Source organism: Bradyrhizobium sp. SZCCHNGR1005 (assembly GCF_032489995.1).
GTDB lineage: Bacteria > Pseudomonadota > Alphaproteobacteria > Rhizobiales > Xanthobacteraceae > Bradyrhizobium.
The window spans coordinates 38,118-60,423 of sequence record NZ_JAUEZC010000005.1 but is presented as its reverse complement, the minus strand read 5'-3'; the positions used below and the strand labels follow the sequence as shown (position 1 = coordinate 60,423).

General features: G+C 62.6%; 18 protein-coding genes and 4 pseudogenes. 12 read left to right on the top strand and 10 right to left on the bottom strand.

Features of this window, described 5'->3' with window-relative positions; all coding sequences use genetic code 11:
- Positions 1–28: 28 nt before the first annotated feature.
- A pseudogene (locus tag QXZ85_RS33840) lies at positions 29–250 on the top strand (HupE/UreJ family protein); the annotation flags it as partial.
- On the opposite strand, the pseudogene QXZ85_RS33835 reads toward QXZ85_RS33840, so the two are convergent.
- Positions 185–478, bottom strand: a pseudogene (locus QXZ85_RS33835) (RHS repeat-associated core domain-containing protein); the annotation flags it as partial. The pseudogenes QXZ85_RS33840 and QXZ85_RS33835 overlap by 66 nt on opposite strands.
- A gap of 705 nt (positions 479–1,183) precedes the next feature.
- Between QXZ85_RS33835 and QXZ85_RS21915 the strand changes: the two are divergent.
- Genes QXZ85_RS21915 through QXZ85_RS21905 form a run of 3 tightly spaced genes read left to right on the top strand, consistent with a single transcriptional unit; the run spans position 1,184 to position 5,653 of the window.
- Positions 1,184–2,182, top strand: a complete 999-nt coding sequence (locus QXZ85_RS21915) for a hypothetical protein (RefSeq protein WP_315705858.1) — start codon at positions 1,184–1,186, stop codon at positions 2,180–2,182.
- A gap of 14 nt (positions 2,183–2,196) precedes the next feature.
- A complete protein-coding gene (locus tag QXZ85_RS21910; protein ID WP_316174934.1) occupies positions 2,197–4,761 on the top strand; it encodes a hypothetical protein in 2,565 nt (854 codons plus the stop codon).
- Between the two features lie 49 nt (positions 4,762–4,810).
- Positions 4,811–5,653: a DsbA family protein gene (locus QXZ85_RS21905; RefSeq protein WP_315767939.1), complete on the top strand. Its 843-nt coding sequence runs from the start codon at positions 4,811–4,813 to the stop codon at positions 5,651–5,653.
- A gap of 171 nt (positions 5,654–5,824) precedes the next feature.
- Here QXZ85_RS21905 and QXZ85_RS21900 read toward each other — a convergent pair whose 3' ends face one another.
- Genes QXZ85_RS21900 through mdcA form a run of 7 tightly spaced genes read right to left on the bottom strand, consistent with a single transcriptional unit; the run spans position 5,825 to position 11,842 of the window.
- Positions 5,825–6,745 (bottom strand): ACP S-malonyltransferase, encoded by a 921-nt coding sequence (locus tag QXZ85_RS21900; protein WP_315705861.1) that lies wholly within the window; start codon positions 6,743–6,745, stop codon positions 5,825–5,827.
- Positions 6,745–7,593, bottom strand: a complete 849-nt coding sequence (gene mdcB / locus QXZ85_RS21895; protein WP_315705862.1) for a triphosphoribosyl-dephospho-CoA synthase MdcB — start codon at positions 7,591–7,593, stop codon at positions 6,745–6,747. Before mdcB ends, QXZ85_RS21900 begins: the two co-directional genes overlap by 1 nt.
- Complete coding sequence (mdcG, locus tag QXZ85_RS21890; protein WP_315729494.1) at positions 7,590–8,210, bottom strand: malonate decarboxylase holo-[acyl-carrier-protein] synthase; 621 nt, start codon at positions 8,208–8,210, stop codon at positions 7,590–7,592. The genes mdcB and mdcG overlap by 4 nt, the downstream gene beginning before the upstream one ends.
- Positions 8,211–8,229: 19 nt before the next feature.
- On the bottom strand, positions 8,230–8,970 hold the full coding sequence (gene mdcE, locus QXZ85_RS21885) for a biotin-independent malonate decarboxylase subunit gamma (RefSeq protein WP_315745105.1): 741 nt from the start codon (positions 8,968–8,970) through the stop codon (positions 8,230–8,232).
- A complete protein-coding gene (locus QXZ85_RS21880; RefSeq protein WP_315767938.1) occupies positions 8,957–9,871 on the bottom strand; it encodes a biotin-independent malonate decarboxylase subunit beta in 915 nt (304 codons plus the stop codon). The genes mdcE and QXZ85_RS21880 overlap by 14 nt, the downstream gene beginning before the upstream one ends.
- On the bottom strand, positions 9,868–10,185 hold the full coding sequence (mdcC, locus tag QXZ85_RS21875; RefSeq protein ID WP_315705866.1) for a malonate decarboxylase acyl carrier protein: 318 nt from the start codon (positions 10,183–10,185) through the stop codon (positions 9,868–9,870). The genes QXZ85_RS21880 and mdcC overlap by 4 nt, the downstream gene beginning before the upstream one ends.
- Positions 10,186–10,195: 10 nt before the next feature.
- Complete coding sequence (mdcA, locus tag QXZ85_RS21870; protein ID WP_316174937.1) at positions 10,196–11,842, bottom strand: malonate decarboxylase subunit alpha; 1,647 nt, start codon at positions 11,840–11,842, stop codon at positions 10,196–10,198.
- A 193-nt stretch (positions 11,843–12,035) separates the two neighbouring features.
- On the opposite strand from mdcA, the pseudogene madL reads away from it, so the two are divergent.
- The 3 genes and pseudogenes from madL (at position 12,036) to QXZ85_RS21855 (ending at position 13,956) form a co-directional block, all read left to right on the top strand.
- Positions 12,036–12,469: pseudogene (madL, locus tag QXZ85_RS21865) on the top strand (malonate transporter subunit MadL).
- A complete protein-coding gene (madM, locus tag QXZ85_RS21860) occupies positions 12,466–13,230 on the top strand; it encodes a malonate transporter subunit MadM (RefSeq protein ID WP_315705868.1) in 765 nt (254 codons plus the stop codon). The pseudogene madL and the gene madM overlap by 4 nt, the downstream one beginning before the upstream one ends.
- Positions 13,231–13,956, top strand: coding sequence for a GntR family transcriptional regulator (locus QXZ85_RS21855; RefSeq protein WP_315705869.1), 726 nt, complete (start codon positions 13,231–13,233; stop codon positions 13,954–13,956).
- A 444-nt stretch (positions 13,957–14,400) separates the two neighbouring features.
- Here QXZ85_RS21855 and QXZ85_RS21850 read toward each other — a convergent pair.
- Positions 14,401–14,611, bottom strand: a pseudogene (locus tag QXZ85_RS21850) (transposase); the annotation flags it as partial.
- Between the two features lie 354 nt (positions 14,612–14,965).
- On the opposite strand from QXZ85_RS21850, the gene QXZ85_RS21845 reads away from it, so the two are divergent.
- The gene (locus QXZ85_RS21845) at positions 14,966–17,113 is read left to right on the top strand and encodes a PQQ-dependent dehydrogenase, methanol/ethanol family (RefSeq protein ID WP_410051514.1); all 2,148 of its coding nucleotides are present in this window, start codon (positions 14,966–14,968) and stop codon (positions 17,111–17,113) included.
- Between the two features lie 182 nt (positions 17,114–17,295).
- Here QXZ85_RS21845 and QXZ85_RS21840 read toward each other — a convergent pair whose 3' ends face one another.
- Complete coding sequence (locus QXZ85_RS21840; protein WP_315765865.1) at positions 17,296–18,060, bottom strand: serine protease; 765 nt, start codon at positions 18,058–18,060, stop codon at positions 17,296–17,298.
- A gap of 394 nt (positions 18,061–18,454) precedes the next feature.
- Between QXZ85_RS21840 and QXZ85_RS21835 the strand changes: the two genes are divergently transcribed.
- From QXZ85_RS21835 to QXZ85_RS21820, 4 genes are all read left to right on the top strand, one after another.
- On the top strand, positions 18,455–20,287 hold the full coding sequence (locus QXZ85_RS21835; protein ID WP_409977851.1) for a methanol/ethanol family PQQ-dependent dehydrogenase: 1,833 nt from the start codon (positions 18,455–18,457) through the stop codon (positions 20,285–20,287).
- Between the two features lie 168 nt (positions 20,288–20,455).
- Positions 20,456–21,325 carry a methanol oxidation system protein MoxJ gene (gene moxJ / locus QXZ85_RS21830; protein ID WP_315705871.1) on the top strand — a complete coding sequence of 290 codons (870 nt, stop codon included), beginning with the start codon at positions 20,456–20,458 and terminating at the stop codon, positions 21,323–21,325.
- A 75-nt stretch (positions 21,326–21,400) separates the two neighbouring features.
- A complete protein-coding gene (gene moxG, locus QXZ85_RS21825) occupies positions 21,401–21,940 on the top strand; it encodes a cytochrome c(L), periplasmic (protein WP_409977610.1) in 540 nt (179 codons plus the stop codon).
- Between the two features lie 75 nt (positions 21,941–22,015).
- Positions 22,016–22,306, top strand: coding sequence for a methanol dehydrogenase (locus tag QXZ85_RS21820; RefSeq protein ID WP_315705958.1), 291 nt, complete (start codon positions 22,016–22,018; stop codon positions 22,304–22,306).

Sequence of the window (22,306 nt, the reverse complement as noted above, 5' to 3'; positions counted from 1 at the left end):
CAAATGAAATTAGTGCTTTGCGGGGGCGCTACGCGAGCTCCGTCTGTCGAAAGCTGAGGTTCTACCAGCCTTGGCTGGATTCAACGTCGGAATCGAGCTGGCGCAACTCGCGATCATTGCTACCGTATTTCTGACAGTCGCTATGTGGCATCGCGAAAAGCGGTGGTATCGGGTCCGCATCGTTCTACCTGCTTCGTCCGCCATTGCGGTCACCGCACTGTTCTGGACATTGCAACGCATCGTCAGATAGCGATGCGGTCGCCCAATCGAAACGAATCCGGCTTTTGCGGCCCGGTGCGGCGCGCTTTGCGGCCGATCGTACTTCCGCGCCTACGGCAACACAGACTGGACAATTGCCAGTCGCATCACCGAAACTCAGGGGATTATTAGCTGCGTAGGCATACAGGTTTATACCACCAGCAATGCCAATCCGATCCTCTGAGATAAAGCGGCCCCAGGCCGGATATATGCGATAGCTGTAAGTTGCGAGTTTGCATACCGTTGCTCATTCAACGGATATTCGACGGTTTCTTCAAAACGAGGCTAAGTCGTAGAACTCTTGGTGCGTCTAGGGGGAACCGTTCCCTGTTCGACCTTGAGCGAGACTCTTCGCTCTTCACAAGAACACTCCCGAAAGTCCGGCCACGGTTCGCCCACGCATTCGGTGACGCTCGGACTTACGATGTACGGCATCATTTCGCTGTCGCCGGGTATCGTCGAACCGCTCATCGCTCTCTCGTGCCATGTTGATCTTCCGCTTCATCGCAGCATCGAGCGATGCCCTCGCGCAAGACCACGAACAGCGGCAGAGACCGGAGCTGCGGTGGCGCCGATCTTCGTCGGTGTTCCCAAGGGACCGAGTCGGGCAGGGACGCGGAAGGCTTCAGAGGTGCCACCTGTATGTGCCCGACGGGGCGCGTGTCGATTGACGCATCTCAATGTCAACAGATGGGAGTCTGCCTAGACTTGAAGTACCCGGACTGGGGCAATGACCATGAGAGTTCCAGCAGGTTGGCGGGCCCAAGGTATAGCCATCATGGCAGCGGTGACGCTGCTTGCCTCTCCCGCGCGCGCCGGGTGCAGCTTCGAGGACATCGGCAACGCCTTCTACGGCACGCTGAAGGCAACATTGGATTGCAAGTCGGTCTGCGAGGATGAGGCATCCTGCGCTGCGGCGGTCGCCTTGGACATCGCGCTTGGGGGAGTAGCCCTCCAAGGATCGGACACCGGAAAAGGACAAAAGCTGGTCGATCAATTCTGTGCGGAAGCGCAGGTGAAAGGCAAAGATATCGTCGGTGCGTTGAACACGATATTCGGCAACGCCATCGCAAAGGAGGTGCTCGGCGATCTATCCGCGCAGCTTGCGGCGGTCGGCTCGGCTGCCAAGGTTGTGCAGTGCGCCTGCGAGACGGAGCAGAGCACAAACTCGATCGGTGGCGATATCGGCGAATGCATTGAAGACGCGCTGTGCGGCGGGCTGGGAATCGGCTGCAACTGTAAGCGGCCGCCGCCTCAGATGGCCTTTTGCGGATCGGTCGACGTCAAGCATTGCCAACCGCAGGGCCACTACGATCAGATGAAGGACCCCGCCTGCATCCCCTACAGCTCGATCGCGAACTGTAACGACAAATGGCAGAAGTGCGGCTACGGCGACAACATCCCAACGGTGGAGAGGATCGAGTCGCCAGAGGGAACGCTGGCCATTCAACTGCCGCCGACGCAGGAGAACACGGGCTGTGACCCCGTCCAATCCTGCTTCTGTCCCAAGCCGATGGTGCCCGCCTGGCATGAGGTCGCCAATCCAGGCACCGACGTGCATCGCTGGCTGTTCGCCTGCGATTGTCCGTATGAGGCCGATAATCCGGATCATCAAACACATCCGGGCCCGATCCTACCAAGCGGCCTATCGCAGTGCCTCTGCGACAACACGGGCCAGCCAGCGAACCTGGGCTTCGCACCATTCGGCATGTGTCCGCCGCCGGCATGTCCCACCGGACAGGTCCGCATCGGCGGGGTCGGCGCCTGCGTAACACCGTGCGCCGATCCAAGCCAGGGCATGGCGTTCGATGGGAGCTGCTGCAATCCCACCCAGATGTCTTCCTGTGGGCAATGCTGTCCGCCGAGCACCGTGCCTGACCCGAAGAGCGGCACCTGCGTCCCCCGACCTCAGCCTCCGAAATGAGGAGACAGAGCGTCATGGAACCTCGTCGACATCGGTCGTTTGTCATCGCAGCCCATGCGATACGCTGTATCGCCGTCGCAGCAAGCGTGGCTCTCGCGCACGGCAACACGGCCTCGGCTCAGGCGCCCCGCGGCATCTACGCGCCGGGCCAGGCCGTGGTCACCGGCTTCTCCGGCGGTCTCCGGCCGTTCGAGATCGAGCCCGGCCAGGACGCCGATGCGCACTCCTTCCTCAATCCCGACGGGTCGTCGCTGCGCGTCGTCGATCTCAGTCGCATGGGCGCTCCGCCGGAGGCGCAGCTCGTCGGCGCGCCAAAACCCTTTACGGTGAGCGCGAAGTGGATTGGGCAAGTGTTCGGTGTCGCGCTCGATGACCAATCGCCCGCCAACATCTACGTCGCGGCGACGTCGGCCTATGGGCTGTCGATCGTCGCACCCGGAGCCGATGGCAAGCCGCAGCACATCAGGTATGGGACGAACAATGCGGCCTTCATGCCGGCGCAGTGGGGACCCGGAGGCGGGCCTGGGTCGATCTGGAAGATCGACGGCCTTACCGGCGAGGTGAAGCTGTTCGCCAATGTCGTCACTGGCGGGCGGACGAATTCGGGCGCAGCGCTCGGCGGATTGGCCTACGATCCTGCCACGAAATCGTTGTTCGTCGCCGATCGCGAGACCGGCCTCATTCATCGCTTCGGCATGAACGGCACCGATCTCGGCGCCTATGACCACGGTGTTTCCGGCACCGCCGCCATCGGTCTTGCTCCGGTCCCCGCAGCTGCCGGGCCCGGCATTGATCTCGCGAGCCCGCAATTCGACAGCGCAGGGCCCGAGACCTGGGAGTACACCGCGCCGGAACGGCGCGTGTTCGGCCTCGCGATCCGCGATCACCGTCTCTACTACGCTGTTGCCGACGGACTGCGGGTCTGGTCGGTCGGACTCGACGCGGACGGCTCGTTCGGCTCGGACATCAGGATCGAGGTGGCCGCGCCGCCAGCGGCCGGCCCCACTGAAATCTCGCGCATCACGTTCGACGATGCGGGGCGGATGTATCTCGCCGAGCGGCCGGCGCCGACCGGCGCGCAGGATTTCGAAGCGCTGTCGGTGCCGTCGATCGGCCGCGTGCTGCGCTACACGGTGATCGGCGTGACCGAGGCAAAGCAGCCGATCTGGCAGGCTGTGCCGGATGAATACGCGGTGGGTTTCCCCGAGACCTTCCGCAACGACAATGGCGGCGTTGCCATCGGTTACAGCTATGATGATCGCGGCAACATCAATCCGCGCTCCTGCGGCGGTTTTGTCTGGACGACCGGAGAGCAGTTGCGCCACGCCACGGATCCGAAAGCCGCCGCACAGCTTGGCCAGCCCGACATGCTCGCCATCGATGGACTGCAGGGCAATCCGGCCTGGCGTATCCGCCGCGACCACGAGCCGCCGCGGCTCAGCTATTTCATAGACTACGCCGATGCGCCGCCCGATCTGTCGGCGCGGGGACATCTGGGAGACATCGCCATCCTCCGCACCTGCGCTGACCAGCCGGCGCAACTCCAGCCGGGCATACTCCCGTTCGGCGTGCCGCTGCCGCCGCCGAGCTTCCGTGCCTGTCAGACCCATGTGTGCGGTCCGCCGGGTTGGCCGGTCTGTCCCGTCAACCAGGTCTGGAGCAAGGGCGCCTGCGCGCCGGGTTGCGCGCAGTCCGAAATCCTCATTGGCGGCAAGTGCTGCTCGTCTGCCGACCTCCAGCCAGGCGGTGCCTGCTCGAGCGGAGGCTCCTCGATTCCGTCGACCGACATCGCCAAGCCGATGTGTGGCACGACCCAGACGGCGATCGGCCCCAACCAGGAGTGCTGCAACAATGATCACATCTATTCCGGTCCGGGCGGGGGCCAGCTCTGCTGCCTGAGTGCGCTGGTGAACGGGGTTTGCGAGCCGTCGATCCCGAAAATCCCGAACGGAACATGCACCGATTGCTGTTCTCCGGGTTATGTGAAGATCGCGGGCAAGTGCTGCCTGAAGAGCCAGGCGACCTCGAAAGGGGTTTGCTGTCCGGCCGGACAGTCGCCGAGCGCCGACGGGACGCAGTGCCAGCCGACGTTCAAGATTCCGAAGATCTCGCTTTGCTGTGTCGCCGGCTACGTTCCGACCGCGGCGGGCAAGTGCTGTGCGACTGCGAACTTGACGACGAGCGGCGAGTGCTGTCCGGCTCCCGTCAATCCGAAGGACCGCTCGCAGTGCATTGCGCCCGCCCAGAAGAAGTTCGTTCCGCAAGAGCCCTGTCGCGTGGGCGAGGTTCGCGACGATAAGGGCGCCTGCGTGGCGCGCAAGCCGGCGGCTGTGCCGATTGTGCCCGGGCCGGTGCGGCGGCAGCCCTCAACACCGAAGGTGCCGGAAAAGCGCGCGCCGGAAAGACGTGCGCCATCCATCACTGGCCCGATCACGTGTCCTCCCGGAATGGTTCCCGGGCCGCTTGGGAAGCGCTGCTGGCCGATCGCGCGTGGTCGTATTGCGCCGCTCGCCCCGCGACGGCTTGCGCCGCCGCTGCTTGAGAGGCGACCGTTAGGAGGACTGTCGGGGGGCCGGTGATTGCGGCTGCCGTTCGATGGCGACAAGACATGAGTGGAGGAACTGAGCGATGATTGGACTGGCTGATATGCCAAAGCGCGCCTTGGTCCGGATACGCGCAGTCGCCGCGGTGGCGCTCGTCGCCGCGACGATCGCCGTGCCCGGGACATCGCACGCTCAAATGCGGCGCGCGGACGTCGACGAGGCGATCCAGCAATATCTCGCCGCGCATCCGGAAGCTCTGGGGCCGGCGATCGAGAAATACCTGGCCGATCACCCGGAGGCGGTCCGCACTGCGCTGATGGCGCTGATTGCCAAGCGCAACGCTACCGCGCAGACCGCACCGACGCTTGCGGCGAACAACGCCAAGCAGGTGATCGGCGACAATGCCAAGGCGCTGTACATGGCGCCGCTGCAGACGACGCTCGGCGCCGCTGATGGCGCGCGCACGGTGGTCGAGTTCTACGACTTCAACTGCGGCTATTGCCGCAAGGCCGTCGGCGATACGCTTGCGCTGATCGCCGACGCGCCGAATGTGCGCATCGTGCTCAAGGAACTCCCGATCCTAGGCCCTGACTCCGTCGAGGCCGCGAAGGTCGCGATCGCGCTGCAGATGCATCATCCAAGCGCGGCGGAATCGCTTGAATTTCATCGCCGCCTGTTGACGAAGCAGGGACGGGTCGATCGCGCAGCGGCGCTCGCGGTTGCAGCTGACCTCGGCTTCAATGCCGGCGAGATCGAAAAGGAGGCGGCGAGCGCCGAGGTGAACGAGGCCTTGCAGCAGAACATGCGCCTAGCCTCCGCGCTCGGCATCAACGGCACGCCCGGTTATGTGATCGGCGATAGCGTCATTCCCGGTGCGGTCGGCGCTGCGGCGCTGAAGGCGCGCATCTCGGCTGTGAAGGAGCCGTAGGGCGCGAGGGATTGGATGAGATATCGCAGCTTCGGTTGATATGGGTAAAGGCGGTCGCGTTCCCCCGCTACCAACGGATCCCCCACCTTTCTTTTTTGCGCGTTGATATGCCTGTGGGCGGTCGATGAACTGAGCGGGGCCGGGTGAGCCACGTGACGACGGCTGTTGCGCCTAATTGGAAGCGATCCAATTGCGCAAACCTTCCACCGAGTGAAAGCCGTCGGCGGCGTAGCAGCGGATGGACGGAACAAAGTCCTGCATCATCTCGGCGAGCGCATGCCCTGGACCTAGATCCAGCGCACGGTCGACCCCAAGCTCGGAGAGGGCCTCCAGCGTCGCCGACCAGTCGATGGGTTGCGCGATCTGGCCCGCGAGCTTCGCTGTCGCATGCCCTGCATTGAAGATGCGCTCGCCCTCGCTACCGGAGAGCAGGATGCGCTGGTCTGCGATAGGAGAACGCTTGCTGGCATCGAGCGCTCTCTCCAGCGGCTCGCAGGCGAGCTTGAGCCGTGACGTGTGCGAGGCGATCTTCACGGCGAGAAGGCCAGTGCGCGCGGCGCCGAGTTCGGCGGCCTCCCGGCAGACTGCGATCACGTCCCGCTCCGCGCCGCCGACTACAAAGAGAAGGCTGGGATTCTCGATCGCGATCTCGCAGCGATGTTGCTTGACCTGGCGTTCGAGCGTGGCCCGATCCAGCCCGCGGACGTAGCCAAGGCGCCCATCGGCCCCAGCCGCCTCTTCCATCAGCCGCGCGCGAACGTCCGTCAGCCGCAAGGCTTCGTTCGCTGTCCATACTCCCGCAATGCTCCAGGCCGCCATCTCGCCGACGCTGTAGCCCGTGACGGCGGTCTGCTCGTCCAGCAGGTCGGCAACGCAGGCGTGGATTGCGAGGGCTGATGTGACCGTCAGAATCTGACTGACATGGTTGGCGGACAATTCGTCAGCGCTCCGCTCGCGGACCAGCATGCGCGGATCTTGCCCGAGATAGAGGCTTGCAGCGGTGAAGACCGGCTGCGCCGCAGGCTGGTCGGCGACCAGATCGAAGATCTTGCCTGAAAGAGTGCCTTGTCCACCGCAGAGCAGTGCGAGCATCAGCAGTCCAGCCGATCGACGAACAGTGCCATGGCGAGCAGGTCCGCGGAGCCGCCGGGGCTCAGGTTGCGCTCGACGAACGCGCGATGAATGCCGGTGGCGCGCTCGCGCCATCCTGGAGATTCGATGCCTCCCGCGGCCAGGAACGCGGATGCGCTGGCTTGCGCGAAGTGCAATCCCGTCGGACCGCCTCTGTGCAGGAGGTTGGTATCGTTGACATCGGCGATAAGCGCCATACACGTCTGAATGCGGACCGCCTCTTCATCGTGAGGTGTGCGCGCGCGCGCAGCACGAAGCGCGGGGAGGGCGACGTCATAGACCGATGGGAAGCCGTGTGCCGCTTCCGCCCTGGCACCGCCGGCACCATAGCGACGGGAGGCCACAGCGCCATGGCTGCGCAAGGATACGGGGCCGGCGAGGATGTCCTCGCCCCAACGCTGCGACACCAGTTCGCCGAGCGGTTTTCTGATTCCGAGCGCGCCGCGATATCCGGCCGCGGCACAGAGCAGACCCAAACCGAAGATCGCGCCGCGATGCGTGTTCACGCCCGAAGTCACGTCGAGCATGGCGCGCTCCGCGGCAACGCCGATCGCGCGCAAGCGGCTCATGCCGGCGCCTTCAGCGCCTGCAGCTGCCAGATTGCGGAAGAATGGCCGCAAGGTATTGGCACTTCGGCGCAGCAGCTCAGCGTGCATGTCGTGGTGGGCACCATTGTCGACATGGCTGACGAGACCCGGCTTCGGGTAGGTCTCGACTTCGAGCCTCAGGCACATCGATGCCAACTGGCCAACTTGCTCCGCATGGAGCGGGTGCTCCGGCAGCGCTTGCCAATTCAGCGCTAGATTCATGACACGGCACCGGAGAGAAATGCAGCCTTCGTCATGCCGTGGACGCCATTGAGCCGCTTGACGAGAACTTCGTCCGTGTCCTCACACATCAGTTCGCGCCATTGCACGTCGCCGACAGGGCAGGTGATCTCTCCATCCAGCCGAATTGGAGCGTTTCGTGCGATGTTGGCGATGTCGGCGGGCAGGGTGCTTGCTTGCTGGGCCGAATACAGCGGCCAAATCAGGTCGAGGTCCGAGGACGCCGTCAGATAGCGCAGGCCCGTGAGATGCTGCCAGGCCAGGCTGCCGAAGGTCCGGGTCTGCGGGCAGAGCCGGAGAAGTCGATCGATCGTCTCCCGCCATGCGGGTGGTGCTGTGGCTGCGGCATCAGCGAGGAGCGGAGGCGGCTCGCGTTCGATTATCTCGCGGGCTTCGAGCGTGACCGCGATGCGTCGCTTGCCGTGAGAGGGCGGAAGCGGCAAGCCGAGCGGGATGGCTCCGGCCGAATCGCTGCAACTTTGCCGTCGCACGACCAGAGGGCGACCATCGCGCACCCAGCCCTCAACGATCGCGTGCTCGGCGAGTTCGGGATGACGTGCCATGAGCGCGGCCCAGGCTGCCGCGGAGGGTGTCACCATCGTATGCCGGCTCAGAGGTTCACACATGCTGCTGCTCGGGATCTGTGCTCGCCGCGATTGCCGCGACCCGCTCAGCGATCTCGGAGGCCTTGCGCCGTCCGCCACGCTCCAAGCCGAGTCGGGCGCGATCATCCTCTCCTGTCGGCCGTGCCAGCGCTGCCGCAAGCTGCTGCGCCAGAGGTGCGTGTTCGTCCCAGACGACGTGAACGCCGCCGGTCTGCACCATGTTGTCGAGCCCGGGCGCGAACACAGGCGTCGCTTCGGCCTTGGCTTTCAGCACGTCGATCGGCAGCTTCGTCACCCGCGCCATCGACGGCAGATCCATCACGGCGGGATGCGCGCCGGGCAGCGCCGCCAGCGTGCCGGTCGCGAGCGCCGTGGCGATGAATGCGCCAGCTGCGCTGCCGCCGTAGAGCAGGCCGACCGTGCGATGTCCTTGCGCTTCCGCGAGCAGCAGGGTCTTGGCGAGATGGGCGAGGTATTCGCTGAGGCCAAGCAGCTCGTCACGCTTGCTCATGCGCTGGCTGGCAGAATCCACCAGGACCAGGATTGGCGCACGATCGCCTGATTTGATGATCTCGATCACGCGCCCTGCAAGCTCGATGGCCTCGTCGACGCCGAGCGGCTGGCCTTGGGTGATCCCGAGCACGTGGATCGGTTCCCCACCGGGCAGGGTTGCCGTCCCGGCGATCATCGTGCCCGTGAGGTCGATCCCGCTGTCGTTCGGGAACAGAGCGCCCACAATCTCATCGAGCGTCATCGGCGTTCTCCCTGACCTGGGCCGCGCGAAGAAACCGATCGGTCGGCAGGGCGGGGATTTCGGACGGCTCGTCGATGCCGAGTCCCTGCCAGATCTCGACGGCATCCTTGGCCTCGCCGAAGCGCTGCAGCCGCCGCTCCAGGCGCGTTTGTTCGGCTTCCAGATATGCGACGCTGCAAGCGCGTTTGATACGAAGTACGTCGATCGCGGCTTCGCGAAACGCGCGAGCGTCATCGTCCACGAATACGTCGGCCCCGCCGATGAGGTAGCGGTGCTTCCCACCCATCGTGCGCCAGACCAGCGCGCGGTCGCGCGAGTCGAATTCTTCGATGCCCTTGTTGGTCTCGATCACTTCGGGGCCACTGACGCTGATCCGCCCCTGCTCGGAAACGATCAGGCGCGAGCAGGTGCCCGCAATCAGGCTGCCGCCGCCATAGCATCCTGCGCGACCGCCGATCAGCCCGATGACGTTGACGCCCGCGCGCCGCGCTTCCACGACCGCGCGCATGATTTCTGCGATCGCGAGCTCGCCGGCATTGGCCTCCTGAAGGCGCACGCCGCCCGTGTCGAACAGGATCAGCACGTCCTGATGCAGTGCGCAGGCCGCGCCCAACAGACCGGTCAACTTCGCGCCGTGAATTTCACCGAAAGCGCCACCCATGAAGCGACCTTCCTGCGCGGCAACGAGCACCGGCGCGCCCTCGAGGCGCCCGCGGCCGATGACGATGCCGTCATCGAACTGTTCCGGCAGATCGAAGATGGCCAGATGCGGGCTCACCTCGCGCAGCTCCGGTCCGATGAATTCAGAGAAGCTGCCGGTGTCGATCAGCGCATCGATTCGCTGCCGGGCGCTTGCCTCATACCAGCTGAGCGGTTCCATGTTGGTTGCGGCCGCTCTCATCGTTCCGGCTCCTCGATCTTGCGGATGCCTTGTGCAAGGCGCAGCGCGACCGTGTCCGGCCGGGCGCCGCCGTCATTGATGGAGATGCGCAAGCCTCCAGCTGAGCGGCGAGCAACGAAGTCCCGAACCACGGCGTCCCAGACCATGCCGAAGCCATGGGCGGCTGTGGCAATGTCGATGGTGCAGACGTCGGCCGGCGCGCTCCGTTCGAGCAGCACTTCGAGATTGCCGGAAGCGACGACGCCGACGATCGCCTGGGTACGGGTGCCGCCGGCGGATCTTGCTGCGGTCAGCCTGAAGCTGAGCTTTTCCATGCGAAACTCCTCACCAGTTGCGGAAGCGGCTGGGCGGACGGTACAAGCCGCCGGAGGCCAGCATGAGATCCTTGATCGAGCGTGCCGCCAGCAGGCGACGATCGGCATCGAGCGGATCGATGCCGAGATCCTCGGGCCGGCGGATCGCGCCACGTGCACGCAACGTCTCGACCATCTTCGCATCGCGAGCCCGGCCGATGTCGGTGTATCCGGCGACGCCGCGGATCGCCTGCTCGCGCTCGTCCTTGGTCCGGCACATCAGGAGGTTGGCGATGCCTTCCTCGGTGACGATGTGTGTCACGTCGTCCGAGTAGACCATCACCGGCGCGAGATCGAGCTTGAGCTCGCGCGCCAGGTCGAGCGCATCGAGCCTCTCGACGAACAGCGGTGCATTGCGCTCACCGAACGTCTCGCCGATCTGCACCACCAGCTTGCGGCCGCGGCGTAGTGCGGCGTTGTCCTCGGGCGCCGCCTCGGCGCCGGCCTTGAGCCAGGGCTCGCTCGGGTGGCGGCGGCCGCGCGGATCGGAGCCCATGTTCGGCGCGCCGCCGAAACCGGCGATGCGGCTGGTCGTCACGGTCGAGCTGTGGCCTTCGAGGTCGATCTGGAGTGTCGATCCGATGAACATGTCGCAGGCATAGAGGCCCGCGGTCTGGCAGAAGGCGCGATTGGAGCGCAGCGACCCGTCGGGCCCGGTGAAGAAGATATCGGAGCGCGCCGCGACGTAGTCCTCCATGCCGACTTCCGATCCGAAGCAATGGATCTGGTCGACCCAGCCGGATTCGATCGCCGGAATCAGCGTCGGATGCGGATTGAGCGCGAAATGGGTGCAGACCTTGCCCTTCAGGCCGAGCTTCTCGCCATAGGTCGGCAGCAGCAGCTCGATTGCGGCGGTATTGAAGCCGATACCATGGTTGAGCCGGCGCACGCCGTAGGGCGCGTAGATGCCCTTGATGGCGAGCATCGCTGTCAGGATCTGGGTCTCGGTGATGGCGGCCGGATCGCGGGTGAAGAGCGGCTCGACATAGAAGGGGCGACCGGCCTCGACCACGAAATGCACGAGATCGCCGGGAATGTCGACCCGCGGCACCTTGTCGACGATCTCGGTGACCTGCGCCACGACGAGGCCGTTCTTATAGCTGGTCGCCTCGACCACCGTCGGCGTGTCTTCGGTGTTCGGCCCCGTGTAGAGATTGCCGTCCTTGTCGGCGCTCACCGCCGCGATCAGTGCCACGTTCGGCGTGAGATCGATGAAGTAGCGGGCGAACAGCTCGAGATAGGTATGAACGGCGCCGAGCTCGATCTTGCGGCCGAACAGCATGCGCGCGATCCGCGCCGATTGCGGGCCCGAATAGGAGAAGTCGAGCCGCCGAGCGATGCCCTTCTCGAAGATGTCGAGATGCGCAGGCAGCACCACGCCCGATTGCACCATGTGAAGGTCATTGATGTCCGCGGGGTCGAGGCTCGCGAGCGCCGCAGCGAGGATGTCGGCCTGCTTCTGGTTGTCGCCCTCAAGGCACACCCGGTCCCCTGACCGGATCACCGCCTTCAGAAACGCGGGAAGGCCGGGGACCGGGACGACCTTTCCCTTGGCGTGCTGGCGGCCAGCCGCCAGGCGCAGTCCGAGGGCGGTCCTTTGCATACCCCAATCGCTCATTTCGACTCCCTGGCATGCCGGAGTGGGTGTGATGTACTTCAATGTATGCGTATTTCCTTAAATCGTCAATTGAAGTATACGAAAAGCTATAAACGAGAAGTGTTCGCATACACAGGAGGAAGTATACGATGCGAATGCATACAAGGTGTCCAAGTCCTGCGACCGCTACTCCGCCCGCAGAAGGGAGGCGCCCGTGACCATTTCCGGCGTAGCGCTGCTCGCGATCTGCACGCTGTTGGGGGCTTCCTTGGAGATCTGCTCGGCGTCGCACTCGGCGTGAAGGCCAATGTCGGCGGCGTCGGCATTGCCATGATGTTCCTGATCGCGGCCCGGCTCTGGCTGGTGCGGCACAAGCTGCTCAGCCACGGCCTCAAGACCGGCGTCGAGTTCTGGGGCAGCTTCTACATCCCGATCGTGGTCGCCATGGCCGCGCAGCAGAACGTGGTAGCTGCGGCAAAAGGCGGTCCGATCGTCATCATCGCGGGGGTCGGCGCGGTCGTGGTGTGCTTCGCGATGGTCGCCCTGATCGGCCGGCTGAGCGGTCGTGTCGAGACAATGGACGAGATCGAGGCGCGAGAGGCAGCGGATCTCGCCGCGCCTCACTTTAAGTCCGGGAGGATCGCATGACCATGATCTCTCACGTGCTGGTCGCCAATGCGCTGCTCACCGCCTTTGCCGCCGTCGGGATTCTGATGTGGATCTCCGGGGTGATCTCGAAATACCTCACCTTCGGGCGCGTTCACGGCTCGGCGATCGCAATCATGCTGGGCCTTCTGCTGGCCTTCTTCGGTGGGCTTGCGACCGGGGGCGAAAAGGGCGTGGCCGACCTGCCGGCGCTGACCGGAATTGCTTTGATGGGCGGCGCGATGCTGCGGGATTTCGCCATCGTCGCCACCGCCTTCGAGGTCGATGTCGTCCACGCGCGGAAGGCCGGCGCAATCGGTGCAATCGCGCTCGGGCTGGGCACGGTCGTTCCCTTCATTCTCGGCGTGTTCGTCGCCGCGGCCTTCGGCTACACCGATGCCATCTCGCTGACGACGATCGGCGCCGGCGCGGTCACCTACATCGTCGGTCCGGTGACGGGAGCGGCGATCGGGGCGTCCTCCCCGGTTATTGCGCTTTCGATCGCGACCGGTGTATTCAAGGCGGTCATCGTGATGATCGGCACGCCGTTTGTCGCGAAGATGATCGGCCTCAACAATCCGCGCAGTGCGATGGTGTTCGGCGGCTTGATGGGGACGGTCAGCGGCGTGTCCGGAGGCCTTGCGGCAACCGATCGGCGTCTGGTGCCTTACGGTGCATTGACCGCGACGTTTCATACCGGATTGGGATGTCTGGTCGCGCCGTCGATCCTTTATTTCGCGGTGCGCGCGATCATAGGAGCGTGAATGGCAGGTTTGCTCAAGGTCGCAACCGATGCGGAAGACGATGGAGGGCTGCTCTCCGATCGCATCCGAAATGCGCTCACCGACGAGATTGCGTCAGGTGCGCTCGTCGCCGGCTCGGCCCTGGAGGAGCAACAGCTTGCCGATCGCTTCGGGGCTTCCCGCACGCCGGTGCGGGAAGCTCTTCGGCAACTCGTCATCAGCGGGCTCGTCGAGGTCCGCGGCCGCCGCGGAGTCGTGGTTGCTCGCCTGACCCCCGAGCGCATCATGGACATGTTCGAGACCAGCGCCGAGGTGGAGGCGATGTGCGTCAGGCTCGCCACCTATCGCATGACGCCGCTCGAGCGAAGCCAATTGATCGAGTTGCACGAAAACTCGCGGGCGATGGTCGAGGCGAGCGACGTCGATGCCTATGACGCGTTCAACCGCCAGTTCCACGAATGCATCTACAGCGCGACGCACAACGCGTTCATGGCGGAACAGGCACAAGACGTGCGCGCGCGGCTCAGCGCCTTCCGTCGTACGCAATTGCGCCAGGGTGATCGCATTCGAAAGTCCCGTGACGAGCATGATGCCATCATGCAAGCGATCGCGGAGGGCGATGGTGAGACCGCATCGCGCAGAATGCGTGCGCACATGTTGAATGCGGCCGCCGCGCTCAGGCGCTACATCGACGATCGCTTCGGCAGAGATGCGCCGCCGGGCGTCGGCGACGTGCCACACGAGTAGAGGATCGGAGATCCGATCTCCTCAATGGAGCGACTGAGTTCAGCACGTCTTCAGAACTATTGATCCAGCCGCAGTTGTCCCGACCAGCAAAGGTCCCTACGGTCCGTACCTCGAACCAGGCAGATCGGAGTCCATCGCAACCTGAGCTGTCGCCGGGAGAGCCGTTTTTGACAGACCGCCACGCTCTGCCGGGTTCGCGATCCTGAACGGGAAGCAAATCAGTTGCGGCGGAGCATCCGAAATCTGAGGGGCAGGGGAGTACTCGGCACTCGCGCTGGCCGCCCGGAGTCTGCGCTTGAGCTCACGGCATCCTTCCTCGAGACGAGCGATGTCCGCGCGCGCTGCACGTTCCTGATCACGCCGTTCCATCACGCGGATCTTCCGACCGGTGCGCTTGTAATGAACGATGCTCCAGCACGGCAAGCGAATTTCGGCAGCAGCGGTCCATTCGTCCTTCTGCTCGAGCAGGATGGTGCTGACTATAGGCGGACGATGGCGTCTTCGTTGGGGAAGATGCTGACGACCTCGGTCCTGGCTTGATCTCGCCGTTGAGGCGCTCGATCGGATTGGTCGAGTGCAGCTTGGCCCGATGCTGAGGCGGGAAGCTCATGTAGGCGAGCACGTCGGCCTCGGCTTCATCCATGAAGGCGGCGAGCTACACCACTCGCGGGGACACACGGTAACAAGGCGGATTTTTCCGTCCACTGAACTTAGTGCGGCATCTTGAGGCATATGTCTGATAACAATCGGGAAACATTCCCGCAAAATCTACGTTTTCTTCATGTTGCTTCACGATGATCGAGATTTCATGTTTATAGCTCTGCGCATTTTGGCACCTTGCGTAGATCGTTCATTCTATCCCAACTCAAGCCCGTCTCTCTGAGGCGGGCTTGTTTTCTATCCGTATCATTCACGCCTGTCTTGTACTGCTCCAGAATTGACGCTTCCCTCGATAAACGCCTACGATGCGCGAAGGTCCGTTAGTTAGAGACCAAAGGGAGGAAACATGATGGGATGGCTACATCCGGCTTTCGCGCGTCTTGCGTCACGAACAGCTACGCTTTTGGTGACTCTTGCGCTGCCCGCAGGCGTTGTTATCGCTGACGAGCTGACGCCGGCGCGTATCAGGACCGCGATTTCCGCTGTCGATGAAACGATGATCAAGGCCAACACCGCGACGTCGAAAGACTGGCCTACCATCGGCCTCGATTATGCCGAGACGCGCTTTTCCAAGCTTGACCAGATCAATGCCGACAACGTCAAGGGGCTGGGACTGGTATGGAGTTATAGCCTCGATTCCGAGCGTGGCGTCGAGGCGACGCCTGTCGTGGTCGACGGCATCATGTACCAGAGCGCCTCGTGGAGCATCGTGCATGCGATCGATGCACGCACCGGCAAGAAGCTCTGGACATTCGATCCCGGTGTCAACCGGGAGCTCGGTTACAAGGGGTGCTGCGATACGGTCAATCGCGGCGTCGCCGTCTACAAGGGCAAGGTGTTCGTCGGCGCCTATGACGGCAGGCTGATTGCGCTTGATGCCGCAACCGGTCAGAAGGTGTGGGAAAAGGATACGCTGATCGACCACGCGCATTCCTACACCATCACCGGTGCGCCCCGGGCATTCAACGGCAAGGTCCTGATCGGGCAGGGCGGAGCTGAATACGGCGCGCGCGGCTATATCACCGCGTATGACACCGAGACTGGCAACCAGATATGGCGCTGGTTCACCGTACCCGGCGATCCGTCGAAGCCGTTCGAGGATGACTCGATGGCGGCTGCCGCCAAGACCTGGGATCCCGCCGGCAAATACTGGCTCAATGGCGGCGGCGGCACGCCGTGGGACACCATCACATTCGATCCCAACCTGAACATGGTCTATATCGGCACCGGCAACGGCGCCCCGTGGAATCGAGCGATCCGTAGTCCGTCCGGCGGCGACAATCTTTATCTCAGTTCGCTGGTCGCGCTGAACGCCGATACCGGGAAATACGTCTGGCACTATCAGGAGACGCCCGGCGACAATTGGGACTATACCTCGACGCAGCCGATGATCCTCGCCGACATCACGATCGACGGGGCGCCGCGCAAGGTCATTCTGCATGCGCCGAAAAACGGTTTCTTCTTCGTCGTGGATCGGACCAATGGCAAGTTCATCTCGGCAAAGAACTTCGTCGATGTGAACTGGGCCACCGGCTATGACGTCAACGGGCGGCCGATCGAAGTGCCGGCCGCGCGCGGCGCTGCGCCCTATGATAGCGTGCCGGGCCCCTATGGTGCGCATAATTGGCACCCGATGTCGTTCAATCCGCAGACCGGCTTGGTCTATCTGCCGGCTCAGAACGTGCCCGTGAACCTGACGCCGGAGCAGAAGTTAGAACAGAATGCAGCGACACCCGGCAAGTTTGGCGGCGCGACCGGCTGGAATGTCGGCTTCGTACTGAACGGCACGCCGCCGAAGGCGCCTGCCTTCGGTCGACTCGTTGCCTGGGACCCGGTGAAGCAGCAGGAAGCGTGGCACATCGACTATGCGTCGCCCTGGAACGGTGGCACGCTGACAACGGCCGGAAACCTGGTATTCCAGGGGACCGCGGACGGGCGTTTCGTCGCCTATGATGCAAGGACCGGCAAGAGCCTATGGGAGACCCCGACGGGCACCGGCGTGGTGGCGGCGGCGTCGACCTACATGCTCGACGGTCAGCAATATGTCTCAGTCGCTGTCGGCTGGGGTGGCGTTTATGGAATCGTGCAGCGTGCGACCGAGCGCAGAAGCCCCGGCACGGTCTATACGTTCGCGCTCAACGGCAAAGCCAAGCTGCCGGAGTTCGTGAAGTATCAGGTCGAAGGCTTGCTGCAGGGCGTCAAATACGATCCGAAAGATGTGGCCGAGGGGGCCGCGATCTATGTCGCCGCTTGTGCCACCTGTCATGGTGTCCCTGGCGTCGACAAGGGCGGCAATGTCCGCAATCTCGGCTACGTGCCGGCCGAGGAGATCGCCAACCTGAAAGACGTCGTGTTCAAGGGGCCGTTCCGCGAACGCGGCATGCCGGACTTCACCGGCAAGCTGCAGGACGAGGACGTCGTCAAGATCCAGGCCTTCATCCAGGGCACGGCCGACGCGATCAGGCCGAAAACGACGGTGAGTCAGGACAGCAAGTAAGGGCGCGAGCCTGCCGTCGCGTCATGGCCGAGGCGTCACATATGTCTCGGCCATGTCCCGAATTTGATATCGTGCTTGACCATCAGCGCGATGGAGCCAGCATGTAAGCGCCTATCACGGTCAGCTGGCATCAGGCATCAGAATGGCGAACACAAAGGGAAATGCAGCTTATACGTTTGAGCTTATGGTGCCTTCTCAAGGATCTTCACGATCGCGCTGCGAAGCTCGCCCTCGATCACCAGGGCTGAGCCGTAATGCCGCTCGATATCGAAGGCGAGACGCCGGTTCATGTCAAGCGAAGCGCTCTGCATCGCGATGAGGTGATCGCTGTCATCGAATAGGCCGGAGCCCGAGCCGCCATAACCGTCGTTGCAGTCATGCCGGGCCCTGCGGATGCCGCCTTCAGTCGGCGGATCGATCAGGTGGATCCGGCATGGCTCTATGCTGGTGGGTCCATTGTAGTTTCCGTGCCCCGCGGGCGAGACCATCGTCACCTGGAGGACGCCATAGCCGGTCGTCAATGTCGAAGCCTTCGGGACCGGTTGAGGGGCGACGTCCGCGGCAACCGCATGCTCGAGGCGCGCAAGCGCCCAGTCGTCGGTGATGTGCAAGGCATCTGCGTCTGCAGGGATGCCGAGCTGCAGATCGCCGCCAAAATCGTAATTCTTGCCGCCGACCTGAAAATAGCAGTCATTGATAGGACGCGTCTGTCGTCCATGACGGTCGCGAAAGTTATGCGCGTTCATCATCACCAGCGAGCGGCTTCCAATCAGCCAGGCAGCGGCAGCTTTCTGGAATAGTCGGGCTTCGTCGCGGCAGAACAGCACGCCAGCGCCGGGGTAACGCTGGTAATCGCTGCTCGACATCGCGCGGCGATGCTCTTCCAGATAGAGAGCTGCCGGCATTGGCTTGATCCCGTGCGGATGTGTCAGGCCAAGCAGGATCATAAAGCCGGCGCCAATGGCGGAAGCGATCTTGAGCGGCATCCACGCGATTCCTTCCATCCATATCCGGGTTCTTTGCCGTAGTAGAGGCCGACGCCTCCCCGGGGGAGCGCGAAGCCATTCCCGGCAAATGATGCCCTGGGAATTTTTCCCGCATTAATAGCAAGATTGCCATAGGAAGTTTGAGACATCCTCTTGCTGCGCAGAAGAAGAAGACGACTTAGGATTGTTTGATGCAATCCTCAACATAGCGAGGATCGCAGGAAGTGCGACCAAATGGCACTTCTTAAAATCATGGGCGCGGCACCTGCCGAATACAGGCAGGGCAGGAAACAGCAGGAGATGGGCCTAAATGCACAGGCTTTTACAAACCGCATCATTTGCAGCGCTTCTTGCGATGGGTTCGCTGGGAGGGGCAGGCCTTGCAAGCGCGAACGACAAGCTCGACCAGCTCTCGCAGAGCGACGAGAACTGGGCAATGCCCGGCAAGGACTATAAATCGGACAATTATAGCAAGGCTAACCAGATCAATACGGATAACGTCAAGAATCTGAGGCCGGCTTGGACGTTCTCGACAGGACTGCTCAACGGCCACGAAGGCGCGCCGCTTGTCGTCAATGGCACGATGTACATCCACACATCGTTCCCGAACAACACCTTCGCATTAGACCTCAAGGATCCAACACGGATCTTGTGGCAGGACAAGCCGAAGCAGAACCCGGCGGCGCGAGCGGTCGCGTGCTGTGACATCGTCAACCGAGGTCTTGCCTATTGGCCGGGAGACGCGAAGACACCACCGCTGATTCTGAAGACACTGCTCGATGGGCATATCGAAGCGCTGAACGCCAAGACGGGCGAGTTGCTCTGGAAGATGGAGAACTCGGACATCAAGGTCGGCTCGACGTTGACGATCGCGCCCTACGTGGTCAAGGACACCGTGCTGGTGGGCTCCTCCGGCGCCGAGCTCGGCGTTCGCGGCTATCTGACGGCCTATGACGTGCACGATGGTGCACAGAAGTGGCGCGCCTACGCGACCGGTCCGGACAAGGATTTGCTGCTTGCATCAGACTTCAATATCAAGAATCCCCAATACGGGCAGAAGGGTCTCGGCCTCTCGACGTGGGAAGGGGATGCCTGGAAGGTTGGCGGCGGCACCAACTGGGGTTGGTACGCCTTCGATCCGAAGACCAATCTCGTCTATTTCGGCACCGGCAATCCGGCACCCTGGAACGAGACCATGCGTCCGGGCGACAACAAGTGGACGATGACCATTTTTGGTCGCGATGTCGACACCGGCGAAGCCAAGTTCGGCTATCAGAAGACGCCGCACGACGAGTGGGATTATGCAGGCGTCAACGTCATGATGCTCTCCGAGCAGAAGGACAAGGACGGCAAGACTCGAAGCCTGCTGACGCATCCGGACCGCAACGGCATCGTCTACACACTCGATCGCACCAATGGCGAATTGGTGTCCGCCAACAAGATCGACGATACGGTGAACGTGTTCAAGACCGTCGATCTGGCGAGCGGCCAGCCGGTACGAGATCCGGAATACGGCACAAGGATGGACCATCTCGCGAAGGACATCTGTCCGTCCGCGATGGGCTATCACAACCAGGGGCACGACTCCTACGATCCCACCAAAGAGCTCTTTTTCATGGGGATCAATCACATCTGCATGGATTGGGAGCCCTTCATGCTGCCCTACCGTGCCGGACAGTTCTTCGTCGGCGCGACGCTCAACATGTATCCTGGTCCCAAGGGCGATCGCCAGAATTATGAAGGTCTCGGCCAGATCAAGGCCTACAACGCGATCACCGGCAAATTCAAATGGGAGAAGATGGAACGCTTCGCCGTCTGGGGCGGCACGCTGGCGACTGCCGGAAACCTGGTCTTCTACGGGACGTTGGATGGCTTCATCAAGGCCCGCAACAGCGATACCGGCGAATTGCTGTGGAAGTTCAAGATGCCTTCCGGGGCCATCGGCTATCCGATCACCTACATGCATGACGGCACCCAATATGTCGCCATCTACTACGGTGTCGGCGGCTGGCCGGGCGTCGGTCTCGTATTCGACCTGCAGGATCCGACGGCTGGTCTTGGTGCGGTCGGCGCCTTCAAGCAGCTCGCCAATTACACCCAAATGGGCGGTGGCGTAATGGTCTTCTCGCTGAACGGGAAAGGCCCCTATGACGACGTGAACCTCGGCGAATACAAGGCGTCGAACTAACCTCGTCGGATGTTACGCAGAGCCGTCGACAACAGTGCTCTTTCCGGCCGCATGGCTGGAAAGAGCGGGGTGTGGTGGTTCGCGCGCTCGCTGGCCGAGTAATCCCTCAACGTCAATTGGCTTCATCCAAGGTTTGGAATTGTGATGTCGCGACCATTAATGGTTTCTATGTTCGCCTCTGCCGGCGTGATCGCCTGTCTGCTTGATCCTTTGCCGATTGCGGCTGCGGCGTCCGATCCGGATGCGTCGGGCCGTGCGACGCAGGCAGGCACGAGCGACGAGTCGAAGTTGCGCATTTGCGCTGCCGGAAGCGAATTGCCGTTCTCGTCCAAGGATCGGACCGGCTTCGAGAACAAGATCGCCGCGACAGTCGCAAAGGCGATGGGCCGTGAGTCCGTGTTCGTGTTCTCCGACAAGCCGGCGATCTATCTCGTCCGTGACTGGCTGAACAAGCAGAAATGCGATGTCGTGGTCGGCCTTGACAGCGGCGATCAGCGGGTGCTGACCACCAAGCCATATTACCGGGCGGGCTATGTATTCGTGACTCGCAAGGACAAGAACATCAATCTGGAATCGTGGGGAGACCCGCAGATCAAGTCGCTCGGACATATCGTCGTCGAGTTCGGATCGCCCAGCGAGGTCATGTTGAAGGAGGTCGGAAGATACACCGACAACATGGCATATCTCTATTCGCTGGTCGGCTTCCGTTCGCCCCGCAACCAGTACACTCAAATCCCGCCGCAGAAGATCATATCCGAGGTCGAAAGCGGTAACGCAGATCTGGCGGCTGTGTTCGCCCCTGACGTCGCGCGTTACGTCAAGACGAACGCGGCGCTGAGGATGACGCCTGTCAAGGACGATGCGGACCGCGATGGCGAGCGGGTGCCGCAGCAATATGACCAGTCGATGGGCGTGCGGCTCGGAGATGACGCGCTTCTCGTCGCACTCGATACCGCCCTTGCAAAAGCGGCTCCAGAGATCGCGGACATCCTCCGGGACGAGGGTATACCGACCATGCAAGTTGCGAAATCAAACTAGATAGAACTTGCCGAAATCGTGTTGGGATCAGGAATGAGAAAATTATCGCTCATCATTGGTTATCTTGTCTTTGGTATGACTGCGCAGAGCCTGTTCGCGACACCGGCCGAGCCCATACCGCCCACCTCGCTCGACCTTCGCAACACCGACACCGGAGAGCCGCTCGATCTGTCGGAAGCGCAGAAAGAGGGGCGCAATACGGAGGGCGTGCGCAAGTTCCTTCAGACCGGGGTCAATCCTTACGCCGAGGACGTCAGTTGCTTGAAAGTGGGCGAGTCATTTTATCTCACCTCCTGCTCGGGCTGTCACGGAGAAATCGGCGAAGGAAAAATCGGTCCGGGTCTTAATGACGACTACTGGACTTACCCGAAGAACACGACCGATCAGGGATTGTTTGAGACGATCTTTGGCGGTGCAAGAGCTCAGATGGGGCCGCATTACGACGATTTGACCCTCGATCAGATGCTCGAGGTCATGGCTTGGGTGCGGCATATCTACAAGGATGATGTCAAGGCGGCGACGTGGCTGACGGCGGATCAGAAGAAGAAGTTCAAGCCGTTCACGCGGGGAGAAACCTTTCCGGATGATCCGCCGGGCCTATGCAAGGCACCATGACATTCCGGCCGACTGTCGAGAGCCGTCAAGGAAAGAACTGCTTCAGCGAGAGGAGAAGACCAAGTGACAAATGCCCTGAACTCTATCACCTTGGGAATCGTCGTGGTTGCGGCGGTGGCCTTAGCCGCGCCGGCGTCGGCCTATGACGGCACCAAGTGCAAGGCGCCTGGAAATTGCTGGGAACCGAAGCCTGGTTTCCCGGACAAGATCGCCGGCTCGAAATATGATCCCAAGCTCGATCCGAAGGAGGTCGCCAAGCAGGACGCCTCTGAGCGGGAGATGGAAGCGCGTAACGCCAAACGTGTCGAGAATTTCCGCAAGACCGGAAAGTTCGTCTACGAGATCGATAAGATATCCGAGAAGTAG

Coding starts and splice junctions, on each gene's coding strand:
- QXZ85_RS21910 (WP_316174934.1), top strand. CDS start 2,197: ATGGAACCTCGTCGACATCGGTCGTTTGTCATCGCAGCCCATGCGATA.
- QXZ85_RS21905 (WP_315767939.1), top strand. CDS start 4,811: ATGATTGGACTGGCTGATATGCCAAAGCGCGCCTTGGTCCGGATACGC.
- QXZ85_RS21900 (WP_315705861.1), bottom strand. CDS start 6,745: ATGCTCGCACTGCTCTGCGGTGGACAAGGCACTCTTTCAGGCAAGATC.
- mdcB (WP_315705862.1), bottom strand. CDS start 7,593: ATGAATCTAGCGCTGAATTGGCAAGCGCTGCCGGAGCACCCGCTCCAT.
- mdcG (WP_315729494.1), bottom strand. CDS start 8,210: ATGGTGACACCCTCCGCGGCAGCCTGGGCCGCGCTCATGGCACGTCAT.
- mdcE (WP_315745105.1), bottom strand. CDS start 8,970: ATGACGCTCGATGAGATTGTGGGCGCTCTGTTCCCGAACGACAGCGGG.
- QXZ85_RS21880 (WP_315767938.1), bottom strand. CDS start 9,871: ATGAGAGCGGCCGCAACCAACATGGAACCGCTCAGCTGGTATGAGGCA.
- mdcC (WP_315705866.1), bottom strand. CDS start 10,185: ATGGAAAAGCTCAGCTTCAGGCTGACCGCAGCAAGATCCGCCGGCGGC.
- mdcA (WP_316174937.1), bottom strand. CDS start 11,842: ATGAGCGATTGGGGTATGCAAAGGACCGCCCTCGGACTGCGCCTGGCG.
- madM (WP_315705868.1), top strand. CDS start 12,466: ATGACCATGATCTCTCACGTGCTGGTCGCCAATGCGCTGCTCACCGCC.
- QXZ85_RS21855 (WP_315705869.1), top strand. CDS start 13,231: ATGGCAGGTTTGCTCAAGGTCGCAACCGATGCGGAAGACGATGGAGGG.
- QXZ85_RS21845 (WP_410051514.1), top strand. CDS start 14,966: ATGGGATGGCTACATCCGGCTTTCGCGCGTCTTGCGTCACGAACAGCT.
- QXZ85_RS21840 (WP_315765865.1), bottom strand. CDS start 18,060: ATGATCCTGCTTGGCCTGACACATCCGCACGGGATCAAGCCAATGCCG.
- QXZ85_RS21835 (WP_409977851.1), top strand. CDS start 18,455: ATGGGTTCGCTGGGAGGGGCAGGCCTTGCAAGCGCGAACGACAAGCTC.
- moxJ (WP_315705871.1), top strand. CDS start 20,456: ATGTTCGCCTCTGCCGGCGTGATCGCCTGTCTGCTTGATCCTTTGCCG.
- moxG (WP_409977610.1), top strand. CDS start 21,401: ATGACTGCGCAGAGCCTGTTCGCGACACCGGCCGAGCCCATACCGCCC.